This window comes from Enterococcus sp. DIV0236, from assembly GCF_050558525.1.
Lineage (GTDB): Bacteria > Bacillota > Bacilli > Lactobacillales > Enterococcaceae > Enterococcus > Enterococcus faecalis.
The window spans coordinates 2,609,593-2,626,971 of the sequence record NZ_CP187891.1 but is presented as its reverse complement, the minus strand read 5'-3'; the positions used below and the strand labels follow the sequence as shown (position 1 = coordinate 2,626,971).

General features: G+C 38.9%; 16 protein-coding genes. 14 read left to right on the top strand and 2 right to left on the bottom strand.

The window, feature by feature from the left end; translation table 11 throughout:
* The first annotated feature begins 31 nt into the window (after positions 1 to 31).
* The 5 genes from IGK27_RS12595 to IGK27_RS12575 all read left to right on the top strand — a co-directional run bounded on the left by IGK27_RS12595 (position 32) and on the right by IGK27_RS12575 (position 4,935).
* Positions 32 to 517, top strand: a complete 486-nt coding sequence (locus IGK27_RS12595) for a hypothetical protein (protein WP_002354843.1) — start codon at positions 32 to 34, stop codon at positions 515 to 517.
* Entirely contained in the window at positions 492 to 1,973 is a 1,482-nt protein-coding gene (locus tag IGK27_RS12590; protein WP_002378832.1) for a helix-turn-helix domain-containing protein, read from the top strand. Before IGK27_RS12595 ends, IGK27_RS12590 begins: the two co-directional genes overlap by 26 nt.
* Before the next feature lie 289 nt (positions 1,974 to 2,262).
* Entirely contained in the window at positions 2,263 to 2,760 is a 498-nt protein-coding gene (locus IGK27_RS12585; RefSeq protein ID WP_002354845.1) for an RNA polymerase sigma factor, read from the top strand.
* Between the two features lie 24 nt (positions 2,761 to 2,784).
* On the top strand, positions 2,785 to 3,669 hold the full coding sequence (locus IGK27_RS12580; RefSeq protein ID WP_002354846.1) for an RsiV family protein: 885 nt from the start codon (positions 2,785 to 2,787) through the stop codon (positions 3,667 to 3,669).
* A gap of 129 nt (positions 3,670 to 3,798) precedes the next feature.
* A complete protein-coding gene (locus IGK27_RS12575; RefSeq protein WP_002367472.1) occupies positions 3,799 to 4,935 on the top strand; it encodes an ArgE/DapE family deacylase in 1,137 nt (378 codons plus the stop codon).
* A 52-nt stretch (positions 4,936 to 4,987) separates the two neighbouring features.
* Here IGK27_RS12575 and IGK27_RS12570 read toward each other — a convergent pair whose 3' ends face one another.
* Positions 4,988 to 5,779 (bottom strand): hypothetical protein, encoded by a 792-nt coding sequence (locus tag IGK27_RS12570; protein ID WP_002354848.1) that lies wholly within the window; start codon positions 5,777 to 5,779, stop codon positions 4,988 to 4,990.
* Between the two features lie 163 nt (positions 5,780 to 5,942).
* On the opposite strand from IGK27_RS12570, the gene IGK27_RS12565 reads away from it, so the two are divergent.
* The 3 genes from IGK27_RS12565 (at position 5,943) to IGK27_RS12555 (ending at position 7,528) form a co-directional block, all read left to right on the top strand.
* Positions 5,943 to 6,326 carry a YccF domain-containing protein gene (locus IGK27_RS12565; RefSeq protein ID WP_002354850.1) on the top strand — a complete coding sequence of 128 codons (384 nt, stop codon included), beginning with the start codon at positions 5,943 to 5,945 and terminating at the stop codon, positions 6,324 to 6,326.
* Between the two features lie 88 nt (positions 6,327 to 6,414).
* Complete coding sequence (locus IGK27_RS12560) at positions 6,415 to 6,840, top strand: Rrf2 family transcriptional regulator (RefSeq protein ID WP_002383201.1); 426 nt, start codon at positions 6,415 to 6,417, stop codon at positions 6,838 to 6,840.
* A gap of 58 nt (positions 6,841 to 6,898) precedes the next feature.
* Positions 6,899 to 7,528 carry an NAD(P)-dependent oxidoreductase gene (locus IGK27_RS12555; RefSeq protein ID WP_002354854.1) on the top strand — a complete coding sequence of 210 codons (630 nt, stop codon included), beginning with the start codon at positions 6,899 to 6,901 and terminating at the stop codon, positions 7,526 to 7,528.
* Between the two features lie 79 nt (positions 7,529 to 7,607).
* Here the strand turns inward: IGK27_RS12555 and IGK27_RS12550 are convergent, their stop codons facing one another.
* Positions 7,608 to 8,807: a hypothetical protein gene (locus IGK27_RS12550; protein ID WP_010830698.1), complete on the bottom strand. Its 1,200-nt coding sequence runs from the start codon at positions 8,805 to 8,807 to the stop codon at positions 7,608 to 7,610.
* Between the two features lie 191 nt (positions 8,808 to 8,998).
* Between IGK27_RS12550 and IGK27_RS12545 the strand changes: the two genes are divergently transcribed.
* The 6 genes from IGK27_RS12545 to mutS all read left to right on the top strand — a co-directional run bounded on the left by IGK27_RS12545 (position 8,999) and on the right by mutS (position 17,350).
* Entirely contained in the window at positions 8,999 to 10,243 is a 1,245-nt protein-coding gene (locus IGK27_RS12545; protein WP_002378831.1) for a competence/damage-inducible protein A, read from the top strand.
* Positions 10,244 to 10,356: 113 nt separating this feature from the next.
* On the top strand, positions 10,357 to 11,403 hold the full coding sequence (gene recA, locus IGK27_RS12540; protein ID WP_002354860.1) for a recombinase RecA: 1,047 nt from the start codon (positions 10,357 to 10,359) through the stop codon (positions 11,401 to 11,403).
* 396 nt (positions 11,404 to 11,799) lie between these two features.
* Positions 11,800 to 13,356 carry a ribonuclease Y gene (gene rny / locus IGK27_RS12535; RefSeq protein ID WP_002354863.1) on the top strand — a complete coding sequence of 519 codons (1,557 nt, stop codon included), beginning with the start codon at positions 11,800 to 11,802 and terminating at the stop codon, positions 13,354 to 13,356.
* Positions 13,357 to 13,515: 159 nt separating this feature from the next.
* On the top strand, positions 13,516 to 14,313 hold the full coding sequence (locus IGK27_RS12530) for a TIGR00282 family metallophosphoesterase (RefSeq protein WP_002354864.1): 798 nt from the start codon (positions 13,516 to 13,518) through the stop codon (positions 14,311 to 14,313).
* A gap of 73 nt (positions 14,314 to 14,386) precedes the next feature.
* A complete protein-coding gene (locus tag IGK27_RS12525; protein WP_002359008.1) occupies positions 14,387 to 14,773 on the top strand; it encodes a RicAFT regulatory complex protein RicA family protein in 387 nt (128 codons plus the stop codon).
* On the top strand, positions 14,774 to 17,350 hold the full coding sequence (gene mutS / locus IGK27_RS12520) for a DNA mismatch repair protein MutS (protein ID WP_002354867.1): 2,577 nt from the start codon (positions 14,774 to 14,776) through the stop codon (positions 17,348 to 17,350). It begins immediately after the preceding gene.
* Positions 17,351 to 17,379: the final 29 nt, after the last annotated feature.

The window sequence follows — 17,379 nt, the reverse complement described above, 5'->3', positions numbered from 1 at the left end:
CATAAAGTAGAGGTAGAGAGAGTGAGAAGCCATGAGAAAAAAGTATCTTTTTTTATTTAGTTCTTTGCTAATTTTTACGGCTGTCGAAATAGAACCAATTCAAACATTGGCGACACCTATTTATAATCCCTTAGAACCAACGGAAGAAATTCAACCAAAACCAGAATCAATCACCCCTCAGGAAAAGTCAGAACCGGAACAACCTGCGCCGACCCCTCCGGAAGATCAAAAAACTACGGTTCCTTCTGAAGAAAAAAAGCCTTCACCCAAGAAAAAAGACAAACCTGTGGAGAAACCGGCAATGTCAAAAGAAAAAAAGAAACAAACAAAAGAAACAACGGCTCATCCCTTACAAGTAAATAAAGATTTTGTCTTTCCTAACGGACTTGGTGCAGGCGGCGATGAAGAATCTGAAAGCTATTTAGCAGCGGTTGGGTACTTTCTTTCAGGAAATGGATTGTATGGGAAAAAAATGGATGTGAGAGAAGTCTATGATATTGATGATGTTTTTAAATAAAGTTGATAAAAGAAAAATCGCCTTATTTCAGTTACTGGAAAATGCACCGATGTTAACAGAGTCAAAAGAAACTGTAATGCAGGAGTTAGAATTATCTGAATTTATCGTGAACAAAACGGTCGCTGAATTAAATGCCGATTTTATTGAATTTGGTTTATCAGAGGATTTTCAAATTGTGAGCGATGGTATTTTCTTAACGCTTAATGAATCAGGAACGGAAACTTCCGCTACCTTGATTGATTGCTATATTAAAGAGTCGTTACGTTTTGCTATGTTTCAAGATTTCTTTTTTCAGCGTTTTGATTCTGTGAATGAGTTTGCGTTAGAACACTTTGTTAGTCACACATTGGCTTATAAGGAGTTCAAGGAATTAAAGAAAATGCTGGAAAATTATCAAATTACAATTAATAAAGAATTTCACTTGGTAGGAAATGAAACCAATTTACGCGAAGTAACAACACTGGTTTTTTTACAATTATACCAACGTGATTTTTCATTGTACGGTAAAAAAGTTTTAGAGCAGATTCGGAACTTTGAGCTATTTTTTTCTGAGAAGGTACATCTTAATCAGCGTGCGGGCTATGCACAAGCTAAATGTTTTCATTTTTTGGCGGTTTCTTTAGTACGAACGCAGCAACAGTTTTATGTAGAGAAAAAAGTAGATTCGCAAGTGTTAAAACAATTAGCCGGTGACAATCAGCAGAATGTTTTCAATTGGTTAGAGAGTCTTCAAATCCCAGAACCACAACGAACAAACGAAGGCAATTATTTACTCTTATTTTTAATTGCTGAAGAGTGGCTTCAAGTAGCTTCAGCAGCACTTTGCCAAAGATTTGCAGAAATTCAACAATTGAATCGTGACTTGTTAAGCTATTTAAAAATACAATTTCAGCTTTCCGAGGAAGTCCTGCAAGGTTTTGAACAAAAAGTAACAATCGTACATTTTAAATTGTTCCATTTTCCAATAGAAGCAAACTATAGTTATCGCAAAATGGATATAACCTACTTTGCAGAAACGTATACAGAGTATTTTTCTGCTAGTCGACAATTTATTCAAGAACAAAAAACGAATCCCGCTGTTTGGGATGCCAGACAGTTTTTATTTTATCGGTATCTGTTGTTAATGGTGGATGCGTTACCATTGAAAAAAGTTTTGGCTCCGATTACATTGTGTGTCGACTTTTCCTTTGGTGAAGCCTATAATCGTATGATACAAAAAAATATTGAAAAAATTACGGAATGGAATATCATTTTCAAAGCACATGTAGATGAAAGTGTACAATTAATTTTATCGGATATTCATTTTGTCGATTGGCCTGAGATTACTCAAATTATTTGGCTAGCGCCACCACGTCCTGTTGATTGGTCGCATTTTATTAAAACGCTGAGTGCACTAAGACCGCACTCGGGAGAAGAAAACAAGGTCGGGACAGCACCGCTTAGCTCCGAGAAATAAGAAGAAATTTCCGGAAATTGTTCTTTAATTTTTGGAGACCAAGTAGGTATTGTTCATCATCGAATCACTACGTTCTTCGTGATTCTCAACAATTTCGGCTTATTTCCGAAGGAGCTGGTTCTGTTCCCGCCGTTTATCAGATTTTGAGCGTGAAGCAAAAATCCAAAGTGATTTTTGTACCACGCTTTTTCTTTTAGAATATAAAAATTAAAAATAATAAAAAAGTTGAAACTTTTTATGCTTGTGATTCGTCTATATAAGTGTACAGGAAAGGAGGTTCCAGAAATCGATGGTTTTCGATGGTTGGAAAAGAAAAAAACAAATTCGCGCGTTAGAAACGCTTGTGGATACCAAATATGAAAAAATGTATCGCATTGCCTTTAACTATACACATTCGAAAGAAGATGCCTTGGATGTGATTCAAGAAAGCTTTGAAAAGGCACTGAAGGCCATCCAAAAAGGACCCGATATTAAGGATTTTGAAGCGTGGTTCTTTCGAATTCTGCTTTCTGTAGCGACAGATTATTGGCGTAAAAAGAAACGAGAAGCTGTTCATATTGAAAAAGATGAACATGTGTTAGCCCTTTTAAATAATCCCCAACGCAGTTTTTTAGAAATTGAAGAAATTATTAATCAATTAGATAGTCCCAATCGTGAAATTATTCTATTAAAATTTTTTGAAGGATTTACGCTAAAAGAAATCGCCTTGATCCTGGATATTAACGAAAACACGATTAAAACGAAGATGTACCGCAGTTTGAATGAACTCCGAAGTCTATTGAATTAGTAAAAGAAAGGAAGCGAAAAAATAATGGAAGATTTTGTAAAAAGTGTTGTTAAAAACTTTTCAAAAGAATACCGCCAACAACCGTTGCCAACGGATCTACAAGCGGAAGTCAAAGCGCGTTTTCATAAAGAGAAAAAGCGGTACACCTGGCTTCGTTTTAGAAACCGCTCACTGCAAAGTAGTTTAGTGGTGGCTTGTGGCTTTGTCTTATCAGTCAATTTGTTTCCAGGTTTTAGTGAAGCAGCCCGCAACATTCCTGTGTTAGATAAAATTGTTCAATTAGTCACCATCAAAACGTTGACAGCGAAAAAACAGGAAAGTGAAGTAAACATCGATGTCCCTAAAATCCAAACATCCCAAGAATCTTCAGTAGCCGACACGCTCAATAAAAAATACTTGAAAGAAGCCCAAACAGAATTTCAACAAGTCAAAGGGCAATTGTTTGATGGTTCTCGTGTTTCAGTCACTGGAGATTATGAAAAAGTTGTGGACGACCGTCGCTTCCTAGTGGTCAAACGAACCTTCACAGAAATTAAAGGCAGCTCTGCGACGACAACGAAATATGACACCATCGACAAACGAGCCAATGTTGTCGTTTCACTCCCCTTAATTTTTAAAAATGATTTTTACATTGATGTTATTAGTAGTGAAATTAAACAACAAATATCAGACCAAATGAAGAACGATAGCAATAAAATATACTGGTCCGAAAAAGAGGATGCCCCCAGTGATGTTCAACCCTTCAAAAAAATTAAAAAGGACCAACCTTTCTATATCAATGAAAAACACCAATTAGTGATTGTGTTTCCTCAAGGAGAGATTGCGCCTTACTATATGGGCACCCCTGAATTTGTGATTCCTAATCAAGTCATTGAGAATGAATTGGCAGCGCCTAATTATTTAAAATAAACTCAGTAAAAAACACGCGACAGTTTTAAGAAATGTCGCGTGTTTTTTACTGACCTAACCAAGTCAGTTGCGGTTTTACTGAGAGAAGCGTACACTAGAATTAAGCATAACAAGAAAGGGCGAATGGCAATGGAAAAATCAGAAAAAATTAGTATTTTACAAGATGTGGTTAAAATTAAATCTGTAAATGGAAACGAAGAAGAAGTGGCAATCTATTTACAAAATCTTTTGAAGAAATATGAGATCCCTTCTGAACTTGTTTCTTATGCACCAAATCGTAGTAGTTTGGTTGCTTATTTAGGTGAAAACCGAGAAAAAGTCTTAGGGTTTAGTGGCCACATGGACGTGGTTTCTGAAGGGGACGAAAGTCAATGGACTTTCCCACCATTTGCGGCCCATATTGAAGGAAATAAATTGTATGGCCGTGGCGCAACGGACATGAAAAGCGGCTTAGTCGCAATGGTTTTAGCAATGATTGAATTAAAAGAAAAGGAAGTTCCATTAAATGGAGCGGTTAAATTTTTAGGTACAGTTGGTGAAGAAGTCGGTGAGCTAGGTGCTGGCCAATTAACTGAAAAAGGCTATGCGGATGATTTAAGTGCCTTAGTCATTGGAGAACCAACCAATTATAACTTGATGTATGCGCACATGGGCTCAATTAACTATTCTGTTGTGTCACACGGAAAAGAAGCCCACAGTTCGATGCCAGAAGAAGGCATTAACGCGATTAATAATTTGAACGAATTTATTACAGAAGCAAACCAACAAATGGCGGAAGTCACAGCAAACTATGAAAATCCTGAATTAGGTCGAACGATTCACAATGTAACCGTCATTAAAGGTGGCACACAAGTGAACAGTATTCCAGGTCAAGCAGCCTTGCAAGGGAATATCCGTTCAATTCCAGAATTCAGCAACGATCAAGTCATTGCATTATTACAAAAAATTGTCGATGAATTGAACAAAAAAGAAAAACATCAGTTAGAATTAACGATTGATTACAATAAAATTCCTGTAAAAGCTGAGAAAGATTCTGCGTTAATTCAAGCCATTCAAGCCCAATTTGATCAACCATTACCATTAGTGACAAGCGCTGGGACCACAGACTTAGCTGAATTTACTAAATCAGACAATACATTTGATTGCGTTGTCTTTGGACCAGGTGTGACCACTACTGCACACCAAGTCGACGAATATGTCGAAATTGATAATTATTTAGATATGATTGATAAGTATCAAGCGATAGCAAAAAGTTATTTAAATTAAAAAAATGTCGCGCCTGAATCGTAAAGTTCAGGCGTGACATTTTTTATAAGGTTTATTCCACCACAGTCCATTCATTTAAGGTTTTGCCGTTCTCATCAACTAGCTCTAACCAGCTGTTTGTTCCAGCAAAATAGAGAAACAAGCCGACTTCATTAACGCTTTTTAAGACGATATCTTCCGTTGTGACAAAGTCTTTAAATTGGCCCTTGCGTTCATCACGAAGTTTTTCACCAAATCTAGCGGAGAAACCGACAGACCCGTCTTTATTTAAAGGGGCTTCTGGCATCATTGTCGCGCCAGCTTTAATAAGCATTTCATTGCGCTTTTGCCAAAAAACAGTTGCTTTGCTTTGTCGAGTATCAATATAAAAAGGAATTTGGCTGACTTCTTTTGTCCATTTGTGGCGTGCTTTGGCTGGTCTGGCTTTCTTCGGCGCCGGTTTTTTAAACAGAGAGTAGCCAAAACGTTCCAAGATAAAGGTGACTGTTTCTTTATAGTTAGTCACTGTCGCTACCGCACTTTTCGGAATTTTGACTGTCGCTGGGGTTGCTTCCAATGTTAAACCACTTTCTTTCGCATCATCTAGGAAAGCTTGCGCTAAATAGGCAAGTTCTGTGTCCCAAGTCGGTTTCAATAAAATCGAGTGATCAAAAGAAACTTCTTTATATGTAGCTTTTTCTTCAGCAAGTCCTAAAGCAACTAGTTGGTTATCTCTTAGCAAGAAAAGAATCGCTGCCTCTTTTTTCGGTAATTTAGTTGTTTGTTCAATGATTAAGTGGGCCTGATCGGCTAAGTCAATGAGTGTCTTTGTTTTTTTTAGATCAACGGTTAAATGTAAGTCCATGAAGTCTGCTCCTTTATCGTTAGTTTCTTCATTGTATCATGAAACAGCGTCTTCGTCTTTTAACGAGTCAGCAACCTTACAATATTGTTTGAAACAAAAAGAAGCTTTCGTGGTATACTTACTCACATACATAATTTTTAATGAGGAAAGTAGAGGAACAAGAATGAAAACACTTGGCAATATTTTATGGTTCATCTTTGGCGGCTTTTTTGGTGGCTTATCTTGGCTATTCGCAGGCGTGATTTGGTGTATTACAATTATCGGTATTCCGATTGGTTTACAATGTTTTAAATTAGCGGGGTTGAGCTTTTGGCCGTTTAAAAAGCGAGTCGTGTATAGTGATAGCGGCGTATCTTTGGTGGTAAATATTATTTGGCTGATTATCAGTGGACTACCATTAGCAATTGGGCATTGTATTAGTGGCTTGTTGCTTTGTCTGACAATCATCGGTATTCCGTTTGGGCAACAGTCCTTTAAATTGGCGAAATTAGCGTTAATGCCGTTTGGGGCCCGTGTTGTTTCAACAACTGATTTTTATTTTGAATAGTCAGAGGTTTCTCATTGACAAATAAAACGAAACAGCGTATTCTGTAAATGTAACAAATAACGTTACATTTAGTTTGGAGTGATTAGACATGGCCATGTCAACGAAATTAAGTGTTGCGATTCATATTTTAAGTTTGATTGAAACAGGTCCTCAAGAACAAGTGACTTCTGAATACATTGCTTCGAGCGTGAATACGAATCCAGTCGTTGTTCGACGACTAATGAGCCAGTTAAAAAAAGCCGGCTTGATTCATTCCATGCGTGGAGCCAATAAAAATACCTTATTAAAGAAACCAGAAGAGATCTCACTGTATGAAATTTATACAGCGGTTGAATTGGAACGAGAGATTTTCAATATTCATCAAAATCCTAATCCAAACTGTTCCGTTGGGGCAAATATCCAATCGGTACTAGAAACTGAATTTACTAAAGTGCAACAAAAAATGGAAGAAGAATTGAAAAGCATCACCTTAGCAGATGTGATTCATGAAATAGAAGTTAAGAGAGATAAGTAATCTCTCTACTTTTAAAGTATTAAATGTAACTATTTTAGTTCTATTTAAAAATGAAAGGATGATTTACATGAAAGTAGCAGTATTAGGAGCAACAGGAAAAGAAGGACAATTACTTTTAGCAGAAGCTAAACGTCGCGGGATGGACGTGACAGCCATCGTTCGTAATGCCTCAAAAATAACAGATGGCACACCGACCATTGAAAAAGATGTTTATCAATTAACAACAGAAGATATTCAAGCGTTTGATGTATTAATTAGTGCCTTAGGATTCCCTGATGTGCAAGATTTCCCCAAATCTACCCAGCATTTGATTGAGATTTTAACCAATCAAAAAACGCGCTTGTTTGTCGTTGGGGGCGCTGGAACCTTGTATGTGGACCCAGAACACACAACTCAATTAAAAGATACACCATCATTCCCAGCAGAAATTCAGCCATTAGCTTCGGCGATGGGCGAAGCTCTAAACTTATTGAAAGAAGCTCAAAACATCCACTGGACCTATATTAGTCCTGCAGCCATGTTTGATGCTGAAGGTCCTGCGACAGGCCATTATGAAGTCGCTGGCGAAGAATTAACAACCAATAGTCAAGGTGACAGCTACATTAGTTACGCAGACTACGCCGTTGCCATGTTAGATGAAGTGGAAAGTAATGCACACCCAAATCAACGAATTAGTGTGTATCAATAAAAGAAAAAAATCATAAATAAAGAAAGAAGTGAGAGATAAAATGTTTTATCTCTCGCTTCTTTCTTTATTTACACAAAAATTAATAACATTTAGAACAAGGTGTTAAGCCTCTTGCTTGGGCATCTGCCAACGTAGTTGCCGTATAGGTTCCATTTCCACATTTGCGTGCATGGTATTTACTGCCAGTTGGTGTCACAAGAACAGTTGCGCTTGTTTCTGGACCAGCATTTGCAGCAGCAGTCTCGACTTCCGCCGGCGCCTGTGCGGCTTGTTGCGCCTCTGCTTCAGCTTGCGCTTTTGCTGCCGCTTCGGCTTGTTCTTTTTGCGCTTTTTCAGCGGCTAGTTTCTGAGCTTCTGCTTCTTTTCGTTGTTTTTCTTTGTGGGCATCTAATTGAGTTTTAACAACGGCTACCCGTTTTGTTAAAGCTTGATTTGGGGAGTTTAAAGCGTCAATTTGTTTGATCGCTTCATTATAGTAAGCTTCATTAGTTGGTTCTTGTTCAGCTTTTTCAACAGCGGCAGTTGCACTGGCGACTAATTGTTCATTTTTTTCTTTTTCAGCGATAGCGGTTTGAACAGTCGTTAATCGTTGTTGAAATCCTTCTTTGCCAACTGGGGCAGCAGCTACTAATTTTTCAGCTGCTTGATAATCGCTTTTACTTTTAGATTTTTCAGCAGTTGTAACTGCTTCATCAACAGGTACTGCTTCTTTGATTTTTTCAAGGCGATCATTGTATTCCTCGTATTCTTGACTTAATGAAGATACTAAGGTTGCGGCTTCATCATAGTTTTTCTGAGAAGGTTGTTTTTCAGCGTGAGCTAAGGCTTTTTCTGTTTTGGCCAATTCTTGCTCGGAATCTGTGATGCTCGCAATAAATTCTTTTGACGGTGTGACTTCGACTGATTTTTCAACTTTGGTATCTTTCTTCTCAGCAACAAAAGTGATTTTTTGCGTTTTTTCATCGGACAGTTTTACTTTGTAAGCAAACGTTTTGTCTTTCGTTTTTACTTCCTTGCCATTGGCCGTTAGTTTGCTGTTGCCGTCGTATTCGCCTTTGATGGTGGCTGAGCCATTGGCATCGGTTTCAACACTCTCTGCATCAAGTGAAAGTGTCGGGGAAGAATCTGTCGTGGCAACCCCACCAATAAATAGAGCGGCACTTGCTAATGCGGCATAGCCATATTGTTTTTTCGGTTGTTTCTTAATTAATGCTTTGATAGTCAGTCCCCCGCTGACAAGTAACCCTAATAGACCCAAAAGTACTAATACTACACTCATTCATTTCTCTCCTTTCGATATAACGTTATTATACAATGTATTGTGAGGAAATGAACATTTTTTTCGTAATAATTAATAAATTTCCTGATAAAAAAATTATTTCCTGAAGCTCAAATTCTTTTGTAAAAATTTTGTTGTGCTAAAATGGAAAGTGAGTTTAACTACGTATGTTATTAGAGAAGGGGAAATCAATGAAAGCAGAAATCATTGCAGTCGGAACAGAGTTATTACTGGGACAAGTAGTGAATACCAACGCCACCTTTTTATCAGAAGAGTTAGCTGCGCTAGGCATCGATGTTTACTATCAGACCGTTGTTGGCGATAACGGCGGCCGCTTAGAAACGCTACTAACAGAAGCAGAACAAAGAAGTGATTTAATTGTCCTTTGTGGAGGGCTAGGACCTACAGAAGACGATTTAACCAAGCAAGTTGTCGCACAACATCTCCATAAATCATTAGTAGAAGATCAAGAAGGATTGAACCGCTTACACCAGTTTTTCCAACAGTCTAAGCGGCCAATGACGGAAAATAATCTACGACAAGTGTTAGCCATTGAAGGTGGACAAGTTCTTCAAAACCCGACAGGATTAGCGGTTGGTTCTTTCGTAACAGAAGGCACAACAAGCTATTTGCTCTTACCAGGGCCGCCCAATGAATTAATTCCGATGTTCCAACAAGCGGCACGACCTTTATTGATTAATGCGTTTCCACAAGAAGAACAATTGATTTCAAGAGTCTTGCGTTTTTATGGCATTGGTGAATCACAGCTGGTGACCGAGATTCAATCGTTGATTGCGCACCAAACGAATCCAACCATTGCGCCTTATGCTAAGCCTAATGAAGTGACACTTCGTTTAACAGTTAAAACAAAAGACTTAGTAGCTGGCGAAGAATTATTAACAGCGACGGAAGAAAAGGTTTTAGCTAAAGTGGGAGACTATTTTTATGGGTATGGGGATGACAATAGTTTAGCCAAGGTAACAGTGGATTTGTTATTACAAAACGGACAAACCGTCACGGCTGCTGAGAGCCTCACCGCTGGCCTATTCCAAAGTACACTGGGGGAAATTGCGGGTGCTTCGAAGATTTTTAAGGGAGGCTTCGTGACGTATTCGCAAGAAACAAAAGAGAACTTTTTAGGAATTTCTCATGAACTTTTAGAAGAACATGGCACGGTAAGTGAAGCGTGTGCCAAAGAAATGGCAGAGAAAGCGCGTCAGTTAGCTAAATCTAACTATGGTTTATCATTTACTGGGGTCGCTGGTGACCCAATCGAAGGTCAACCGACAGGCACTGTTTGGATTGGGCTGGCGGAAGAAGGCCAACCAACCATTGCAGAATGTTTCCATTTTAACCGTGACCGAAATTATATTAGACAGAGTGCGGTTATGCGAGGGTTAGATCTTTTGCGGCGCCGAATCATTAATAAAAAATAAATATGCGAATGTTTGTTCGGTTTTTTCTTGCTTTTTTGGTACAAAAGAGATATGATAGACCTACTAACAGGAAATGAAAAATAAGTTTATATAAATTAAAGGAGGATTATCCATTGGCAGATGATCGTAAAGTGGCTTTAGATGCCGCACTGAAAAAAATTGAAAAGAACTTTGGGAAAGGTTCTATTATGAAATTAGGCGAAAAAGCTGATCAAAAAATTTCAACTATCCCTAGTGGTTCTTTAGCGTTAGATGTTGCATTGGGCGTAGGTGGGTATCCACGTGGCCGAATTATTGAAGTATATGGTCCTGAGAGTTCAGGTAAAACAACTGTTTCTTTACACGCAATTGCAGAAGTGCAACGAAATGGTGGAACAGCCGCTTTTATCGATGCTGAGCATGCATTGGATCCTCAATATGCGGAGAAACTAGGCGTTAACATTGATGAATTACTTTTATCTCAACCAGATACGGGCGAGCAAGGCTTAGAGATTGCCGATGCCTTAGTTTCAAGTGGTGCGATTGACATCGTTGTCATCGACTCGGTTGCTGCGTTAGTTCCTCGTGCAGAGATTGATGGTGAGATGGGAGCGAGCCATGTCGGCTTACAAGCTCGACTAATGTCTCAAGCACTACGTAAATTATCAGGCTCAATTAATAAGACAAAAACAATTGCTATTTTCATTAACCAAATTCGTGAAAAAGTTGGCGTGATGTTCGGAAATCCTGAAACAACTCCTGGTGGACGTGCATTGAAATTCTACGCAACGGTTCGTCTAGAAGTCCGTCGTGCAGAACAGTTAAAACAAGGAACAGACATCGTCGGTAACCGCACAAAAATTAAAGTCGTTAAAAACAAAGTGGCGCCACCATTTAAAGTGGCAGAAGTTGATATCATGTATGGCCAAGGGATTTCCCAAGAAGGCGAATTACTAGATATGGCTGTGGAAAAAGACCTTATCAGCAAAAGTGGTGCTTGGTATGGCTACAAAGAAGAACGAATTGGCCAAGGCCGTGAAAATGCCAAACAATACATGGCGGATCATCCTGAAATGATGGCAGAAGTGTCTAAATTGGTCCGTGATGCATATGGCATCGGTGACGGTTCAACCATTACAGAAGAAGCAGAAGGTCAAGAAGAATTACCCTTAGATGAATAAATAACGAGTGAATACGACTCGTTAAGAAGAAAGACAACACTTACTGAACAGGACAGGTGTTGTCTTTCTTTGTTTAGAACTAAATTGTTAAATAGACTGTTGTCCATGTCCGAACCCATCCACATCAAGCAGCTTAGTCAAACAGCAGACTATGCGGCGTTTGTTCTAAAATTTAAACAATTTGTGACGGCGGAAACCTAAAAATGTGACGTTGTCTAATATTTGCTGCCCTTTCCAAAAGAAAGGGCTTTTTTAAGTTGACACCTTTCGCGACAAACATTAGAATAAAATTGTGTGTATGCACAAATATGCAAGTAGGCATATTGATAATTGATTTTAGTTTATCAAAAAACTACAAGATATGAATTAACAAAAAGATAGTATGGAGGTGGAAATATGGTTTTAAATATTCTCCTCGCTATCGTCGGTTTGATTGTCGGTCTTGGTTTAGGATTTGTTATTGCAAAGTCACGTCATGATAAAGCAATAAATGGTGCAAAAATTTCAGCGTCGAGTATTCTCGAGAACGCTCGGAAAGAATCAGAAACACTGAAAAAAGAAGCATTGCTAGAAGCTAAGGAAGAGAACCAGAAGTATCGTTCAGAAATTGAAAGTGAGTTGAAAGAAAGCAGATTAGAACTTAAATCTCAAGAAAATCGTTTAATTCAACGGGAACAAACGTTGGATCGTAAAGATGACTCTCTTGAAAAACGTGAAGGCTCACTGGAAGAAAAAGAAGAGAAACTTGGTGCTAGACAGCAATTAATTGATGAGCGAGAAAAAGAAGTAGAAAACTTAATTAATCAGCAACATCAAGAATTAGAACGAATTGCTTCCCTTTCAAAAGAAGAAGCAAAATCGATTATTATGAAGTCAACAGAAGAAGAGTTGAATCATGAACTAACCTTGATGGTCAAGGAGTCAGAACAACGTGCCAAAGAAGAATCTGATCGCAAAGCGAAGAACTTGCTTTCCCTAGCAATTCAACGTTGCGCCGCCGATTCTGTTTCTGAAACAACTGTTTCCGTGGTCACTTTACCAAATGATGAGATGAAAGGTCGCATTATTGGTCGTGAAGGACGTAATATTCGTACATTGGAAACATTAACAGGGATTGACTTAATCATTGATGATACGCCAGAAGCGGTTGTGTTATCCGGATTTGATCCAATCAGACGAGAAATTGCTCGAATGACCTTGGAAAAATTAATCCAAGATGGTCGGATTCATCCCGCTCGTATCGAAGAAATGGTAGAAAAATCACGTAAAGAAATGGATGAACGGATTCGTGAATACGGAGAACAAGCAGCCTTTGAAGTAGGTGCTCATACGTTACATCCTGATTTAATTAAAATTTTAGGCCGTTTACGTTTCAGAACAAGTTATGGTCAAAATGTCTTGAACCATTCAATCGAAGTAGCAAAACTAGCTGGCGTTTTAGCCGCCGAATTAGGCGAAGATGTTCAATTAGCCAAACGTGCAGGTTTACTACATGATATTGGGAAAGCATTGGATCATGAAATTGAAGGTTCTCACGTTGAGATTGGCGCAGAATTAGCTGCGAAATATAAAGAAAATTCAGTAGTTATTAATGCCATTGCCTCGCATCATGGTGATGTGGAAGCAACCTCAGTTATTTCTGTTTTAGTGGCAGCCGCAGATGCGTTATCTGCAGCCCGTCCAGGTGCACGTAGTGAATCGTTAGAAAACTACATTCGCCGCTTAGAAAACTTAGAAAATATTTCTAATAGTTTTGAAGGCGTTGATTCAAGTTTTGCTGTTCAAGCAGGACGTGAAGTTCGTGTCATGGTGAAACCAGAAGAAATTTCTGATTTAGAATCTGTTCGTTTAGTTCGAGACATTCGGAAGAAAATTGAAGATGACTTGGATTATCCAGGACATATCAAAGTAACGGTTATCCGTGAAACACGTGCCGTAGACTATGCGAAATAAAATAAAAAGCGAATAAGTATCGCGTGTAGTGTCTCAACGAACAATTGCAAGGATTGTTCGTTGAGACACTTTTTTTAATCTTTTAAAACCAAAACTTTCTTTTCAAAGCGAAAACAACTATAATAAACAAGAGATGTTAAAAAGAGAAGAGGAACCTTTTTGCGTATATTATTTATAGGAGATGTTGTCGGTTCTTTAGGAAGAGAAGCCCTAGCAACGTATGTCCCTAAATTAAAGAAGAAATATCGTCCACAAGTGACCATTGCCAATGGTGAAAATGCGGCATCTGGTCGGGGGATTACTGGCAAGATTTATAAGAAATTTTTGCAAGATGGTGTCGATGTTGTTACGATGGGTAACCACACGTGGGACAACAAGGATATCTTTGAATTCATTGATGATGCGAAGAAAATGGTTCGTCCAGCGAACTTTCCAGAAGATGTGCCTGGTCAAGGAATGGTTTTTGTGAAAGTCAATCAATTGGAACTAGCGGTGATTAATTTACAGGCCCGCACATTTATGGTGCCATTGGAAGATCCTTTCAAGAAAGCCGCCGAGCTAGTGGCTATCGCTCGCAAACGGACACCGCTCATTTTTGTGGATTTTCATGGCGAAACGACGAGTGAAAAACAAGCCATGAGCTGGTTTTTAGATGGCCAAGTTTCAGCCGTTGTTGGAACACATACGCATGTTCAAACAAATGACGCTCGGATTTTACCGAAAGGGACAGCCTTCTTAAGTGATGTCGGTATGACCGGTCCTTATGATGGGATTCTAGGAATGAAGCGTGAACCGATTATTGAGAAGTTTATGACAGCATTGCCGAAGCGCTTTGAGGTAGTCGAAACAGGGCGGACGATTTTATCTGCCTGTATTTTAGAGATTGATGACCAAACGGGCCAAGCGAAGATGATTGAGCCGATTCAGATTAGCGAAGATCGCCCGTTTCAAGAATAATAGAAGAAAAGTTAATCTCGGATCATTAAGAGGTTAACTTTTTCTGCTCTTATAGAAAAAGTGCCGGTGAAAGATGAAGGTGAAAAAAATGGAGCCGTTGAATTTAGATGCACAAAGTAATAAAGAATTAGAAAAATTGTTACATTTAATTGGACAAGATGAAGTCATTCAGCGCTACCAAGCGATTGAAGAAAAGGTAAAGAAAAACAAAAAGCTGACAGAATTAGTGGAAGAAATTAAAGCTGCGCAAAAAGATGCGGTTCAATTTGCTCACTATGGCAAACCAACTGCTGAAAAAGAAGCCATTCAACGAGCTGATGCGAAAACAAAAGAGTTTGATGAGCACCCACTCGTTGTAGCCTACCGCGAACAACTGATCGAAGCCAATGACTTAGTCCAACATGTCACGGCGCTCATTCAATACCGCGTGAACGAAGAGCTAGAGAAGGAAGGGAATTAAATGCCACAAAAGACAAAAAATACACCCATGATGGAACAATATTTATCCATTAAGGCCCAATACAAGGATGCGTTTTTATTTTATCGCTTAGGTGATTTTTATGAGTTATTTTATGAAGATGCTATCAATGCAGCGCAAATCTTAGAATTGACGTTAACCAGTCGTAACCGCAATGCGGATGATCCGATTCCTATGTGTGGCGTTCCTTATCATGCCGCGCAAGGCTATATTGATACGTTGATTGAGCAAGGCTATAAAGTAGCGATTTGTGAGCAAGTGGAAGATCCAAAGACTACCAAGGGCATGGTCAAACGAGAAGTGGTGCAGTTGGTAACGCCAGGGACGGTGATGAATAGTAAAGGCTTGGAAGCCAAAGACAATAATTACTTAACCGCTGTGCTAACAGATGGTAATCAGTTCGGTTTTGCCTATGTAGACTTGAGTACAGGCGAATTAAAAACAGCAGTTTTGGCTGATGAAGAGGGCGTTTTAAACGAAGCTTCTGCGTTGCAAACAAAAGAAATGGTCCTAGGTTCAGGGATCCCTGAATCGTTAAAAGAGAACTTAAGTTTACGTTTAAATATCATCTTTTCGACACAAGAAACGGTGGAAGAAAATGCCGAGTTTAGTTTTTTAACCAATGAACTGATTAATCCATTAGAAATTGAAATTACAGGCAAATTATTATCTTATTTATCCGTTACCCAAAAGCGGAGCTTGTCCCATATTCAGAAAGCTGTGGAATATCAGCCAGATCATTTCTTGAAAATGGATCATTATTCTAAATTCAATTTAGAATTGAGTCAGTCGATTCGAACAGGACAGAAAAAAGGGACTCTATTGTGGCTATTAGATGAAACGAAAACAGCTATGGGTGGCCGTTTGTTGAAACAATGGTTGGATCGTCCACTGATTCAGGAACGTCAAATTAAGGCGCGTCAAGAAATGGTGCAATCCTTATTAAATGCCTATTTTGAACGCTTAGATTTGCAAGCAGCATTGACGAACGTTTATGATTTAGAGCGGTTAGCAGGACGCGTGGCATTCGGCAGTGTGAATGGGCGTGATTTAATTCAATTACGGACCTCTTTAGAACAAGTACCAACTATTCGACAGTTAATTGTCGGGATCAATCAAGGGGAATGGGATGATTTGTTAGTCGACTTAAACCCTGTTGAAGATTTAGTGGCATTGATTGCGACGGCGATTAATGAAGAAGCCCCTTTACAAATTACTGAAGGAAACGTTATTAAGGACGGCTATAACGACCAATTAGATGAATACCGTGATGCCATGCGCAATGGTAAGCAATGGTTAGCGGAGTTAGAAGCGAAAGAACGCCAAGAAACAGGGATTAAAAACTTGAAGATTGGCTACAATCGTGTCTTTGGTTATTTCATTGAAATCACTAAGTCAAATTTAGCGAATTTAGAAGAAGGAAAATACGAGCGGAAGCAAACATTAGCTAATGCGGAGCGCTTTATTACGCCAGAACTAAAAGAACTAGAACGTTTAATCTTAGAAGCCGAAGAAAAATCAGTTGAACTAGAATATCAATTGTTCTTGGCCGTGAGAGAACAAGTGAAAACGAACATTGATCGGTTGCAAACACTGGCTAAAACCATTAGTGCGGTTGATGTTTTACAATCTTTTGCAACAATTAGTGAACGGTATCAATACGTTCGACCAACGTTAAGAAGTAACACGAAAAATTTGGCGATTGTCGAAGGACGACACCCAGTCGTGGAAAAAGTTTTAGGGCATCAAGAATACATTCCAAACAGTATCCGCATGAACCCAGAAACAGATATTCTCTTGATTACTGGACCAAACATGTCAGGGAAAAGTACCTACATGCGTCAATTGGCTTTGACGGTGGTCATGGCGCAAATTGGCTGTTTTGTACCAGCGGAAAGTGCTGAAATGCCAATTTTCGATCAAATTTTTACACGGATTGGGGCCTCTGATGATCTAATTGCAGGGCAAAGTACCTTTATGGTAGAAATGATGGAAGCCAACCAAGCACTGCGGCACGCCACGCCTAACAGCCTAATTTTATTTGATGAATTAGGACGCGGCACGGCAACCTATGATGGAATGGCGCTAGCGCAAGCCATCATTGAATATATCCATCGTGAAGTACAAGCCAAAACGCTATTTTCTACACATTATCATGAACTAACTGTTCTAGATGAAACCTTAAAAGGCTTGAAGAATATTCACGTGGGCGCTGTCGAAAAAGATGGCGAAGTGGTCTTTCTTCATAAAATGATGGAAGGACCTGCTGATAAGAGCTATGGGATACATGTTGCTAAAATCGCTGGTTTACCAAGCCCGCTTTTAGAACGAGCAGCCACCATTTTATCCGCTTTAGAAGCGGAAGAAACAACGATTCCAAGTTCAGTTCATCATGAAGAAGTTTCAGAAGTCCATGAAGAAACCGAGCAACTTTCATTATTTAAAGAAGTTTCAACAGAAGAATTAAGTGTCATTGACACATTGAAGAAAATGAATCTATTAGAAATGACACCACTAGATGCGTTAAACATGCTTCATCAATTGCAAAAACGTATCTAATTAGGAACCGAACCGGTTAGGAGGTCGTG

Bases quoted from the DNA above. Each gene is read 5' to 3' on its own strand.
- IGK27_RS12565 (WP_002354850.1), top strand. From the start codon at position 5,943: ATGAAAACACTTGGCAATATTTTATGGTTCATCTTTGGCGGCTTTTTT.
- IGK27_RS12570 (WP_002354848.1), bottom strand. From the start codon at position 5,779: ATGGACTTACATTTAACCGTTGATCTAAAAAAAACAAAGACACTCATT.
- IGK27_RS12575 (WP_002367472.1), top strand. From the start codon at position 3,799: ATGGAAAAATCAGAAAAAATTAGTATTTTACAAGATGTGGTTAAAATT.
- IGK27_RS12580 (WP_002354846.1), top strand. From the start codon at position 2,785: ATGGAAGATTTTGTAAAAAGTGTTGTTAAAAACTTTTCAAAAGAATAC.
- IGK27_RS12585 (WP_002354845.1), top strand. From the start codon at position 2,263: ATGGTTTTCGATGGTTGGAAAAGAAAAAAACAAATTCGCGCGTTAGAA.
- IGK27_RS12555 (WP_002354854.1), top strand. From the start codon at position 6,899: ATGATTTACATGAAAGTAGCAGTATTAGGAGCAACAGGAAAAGAAGGA.
- IGK27_RS12545 (WP_002378831.1), top strand. From the start codon at position 8,999: ATGAAAGCAGAAATCATTGCAGTCGGAACAGAGTTATTACTGGGACAA.
- mutS (WP_002354867.1), top strand. From the start codon at position 14,774: ATGCCACAAAAGACAAAAAATACACCCATGATGGAACAATATTTATCC.
- IGK27_RS12550 (WP_010830698.1), bottom strand. From the start codon at position 8,807: ATGAGTGTAGTATTAGTACTTTTGGGTCTATTAGGGTTACTTGTCAGC.
- IGK27_RS12590 (WP_002378832.1), top strand. From the start codon at position 492: ATGATATTGATGATGTTTTTAAATAAAGTTGATAAAAGAAAAATCGCC.
- rny (WP_002354863.1), top strand. From the start codon at position 11,800: ATGGTTTTAAATATTCTCCTCGCTATCGTCGGTTTGATTGTCGGTCTT.
- IGK27_RS12525 (WP_002359008.1), top strand. From the start codon at position 14,387: ATGAAGGTGAAAAAAATGGAGCCGTTGAATTTAGATGCACAAAGTAAT.
- IGK27_RS12560 (WP_002383201.1), top strand. From the start codon at position 6,415: ATGGCCATGTCAACGAAATTAAGTGTTGCGATTCATATTTTAAGTTTG.
- IGK27_RS12595 (WP_002354843.1), top strand. From the start codon at position 32: ATGAGAAAAAAGTATCTTTTTTTATTTAGTTCTTTGCTAATTTTTACG.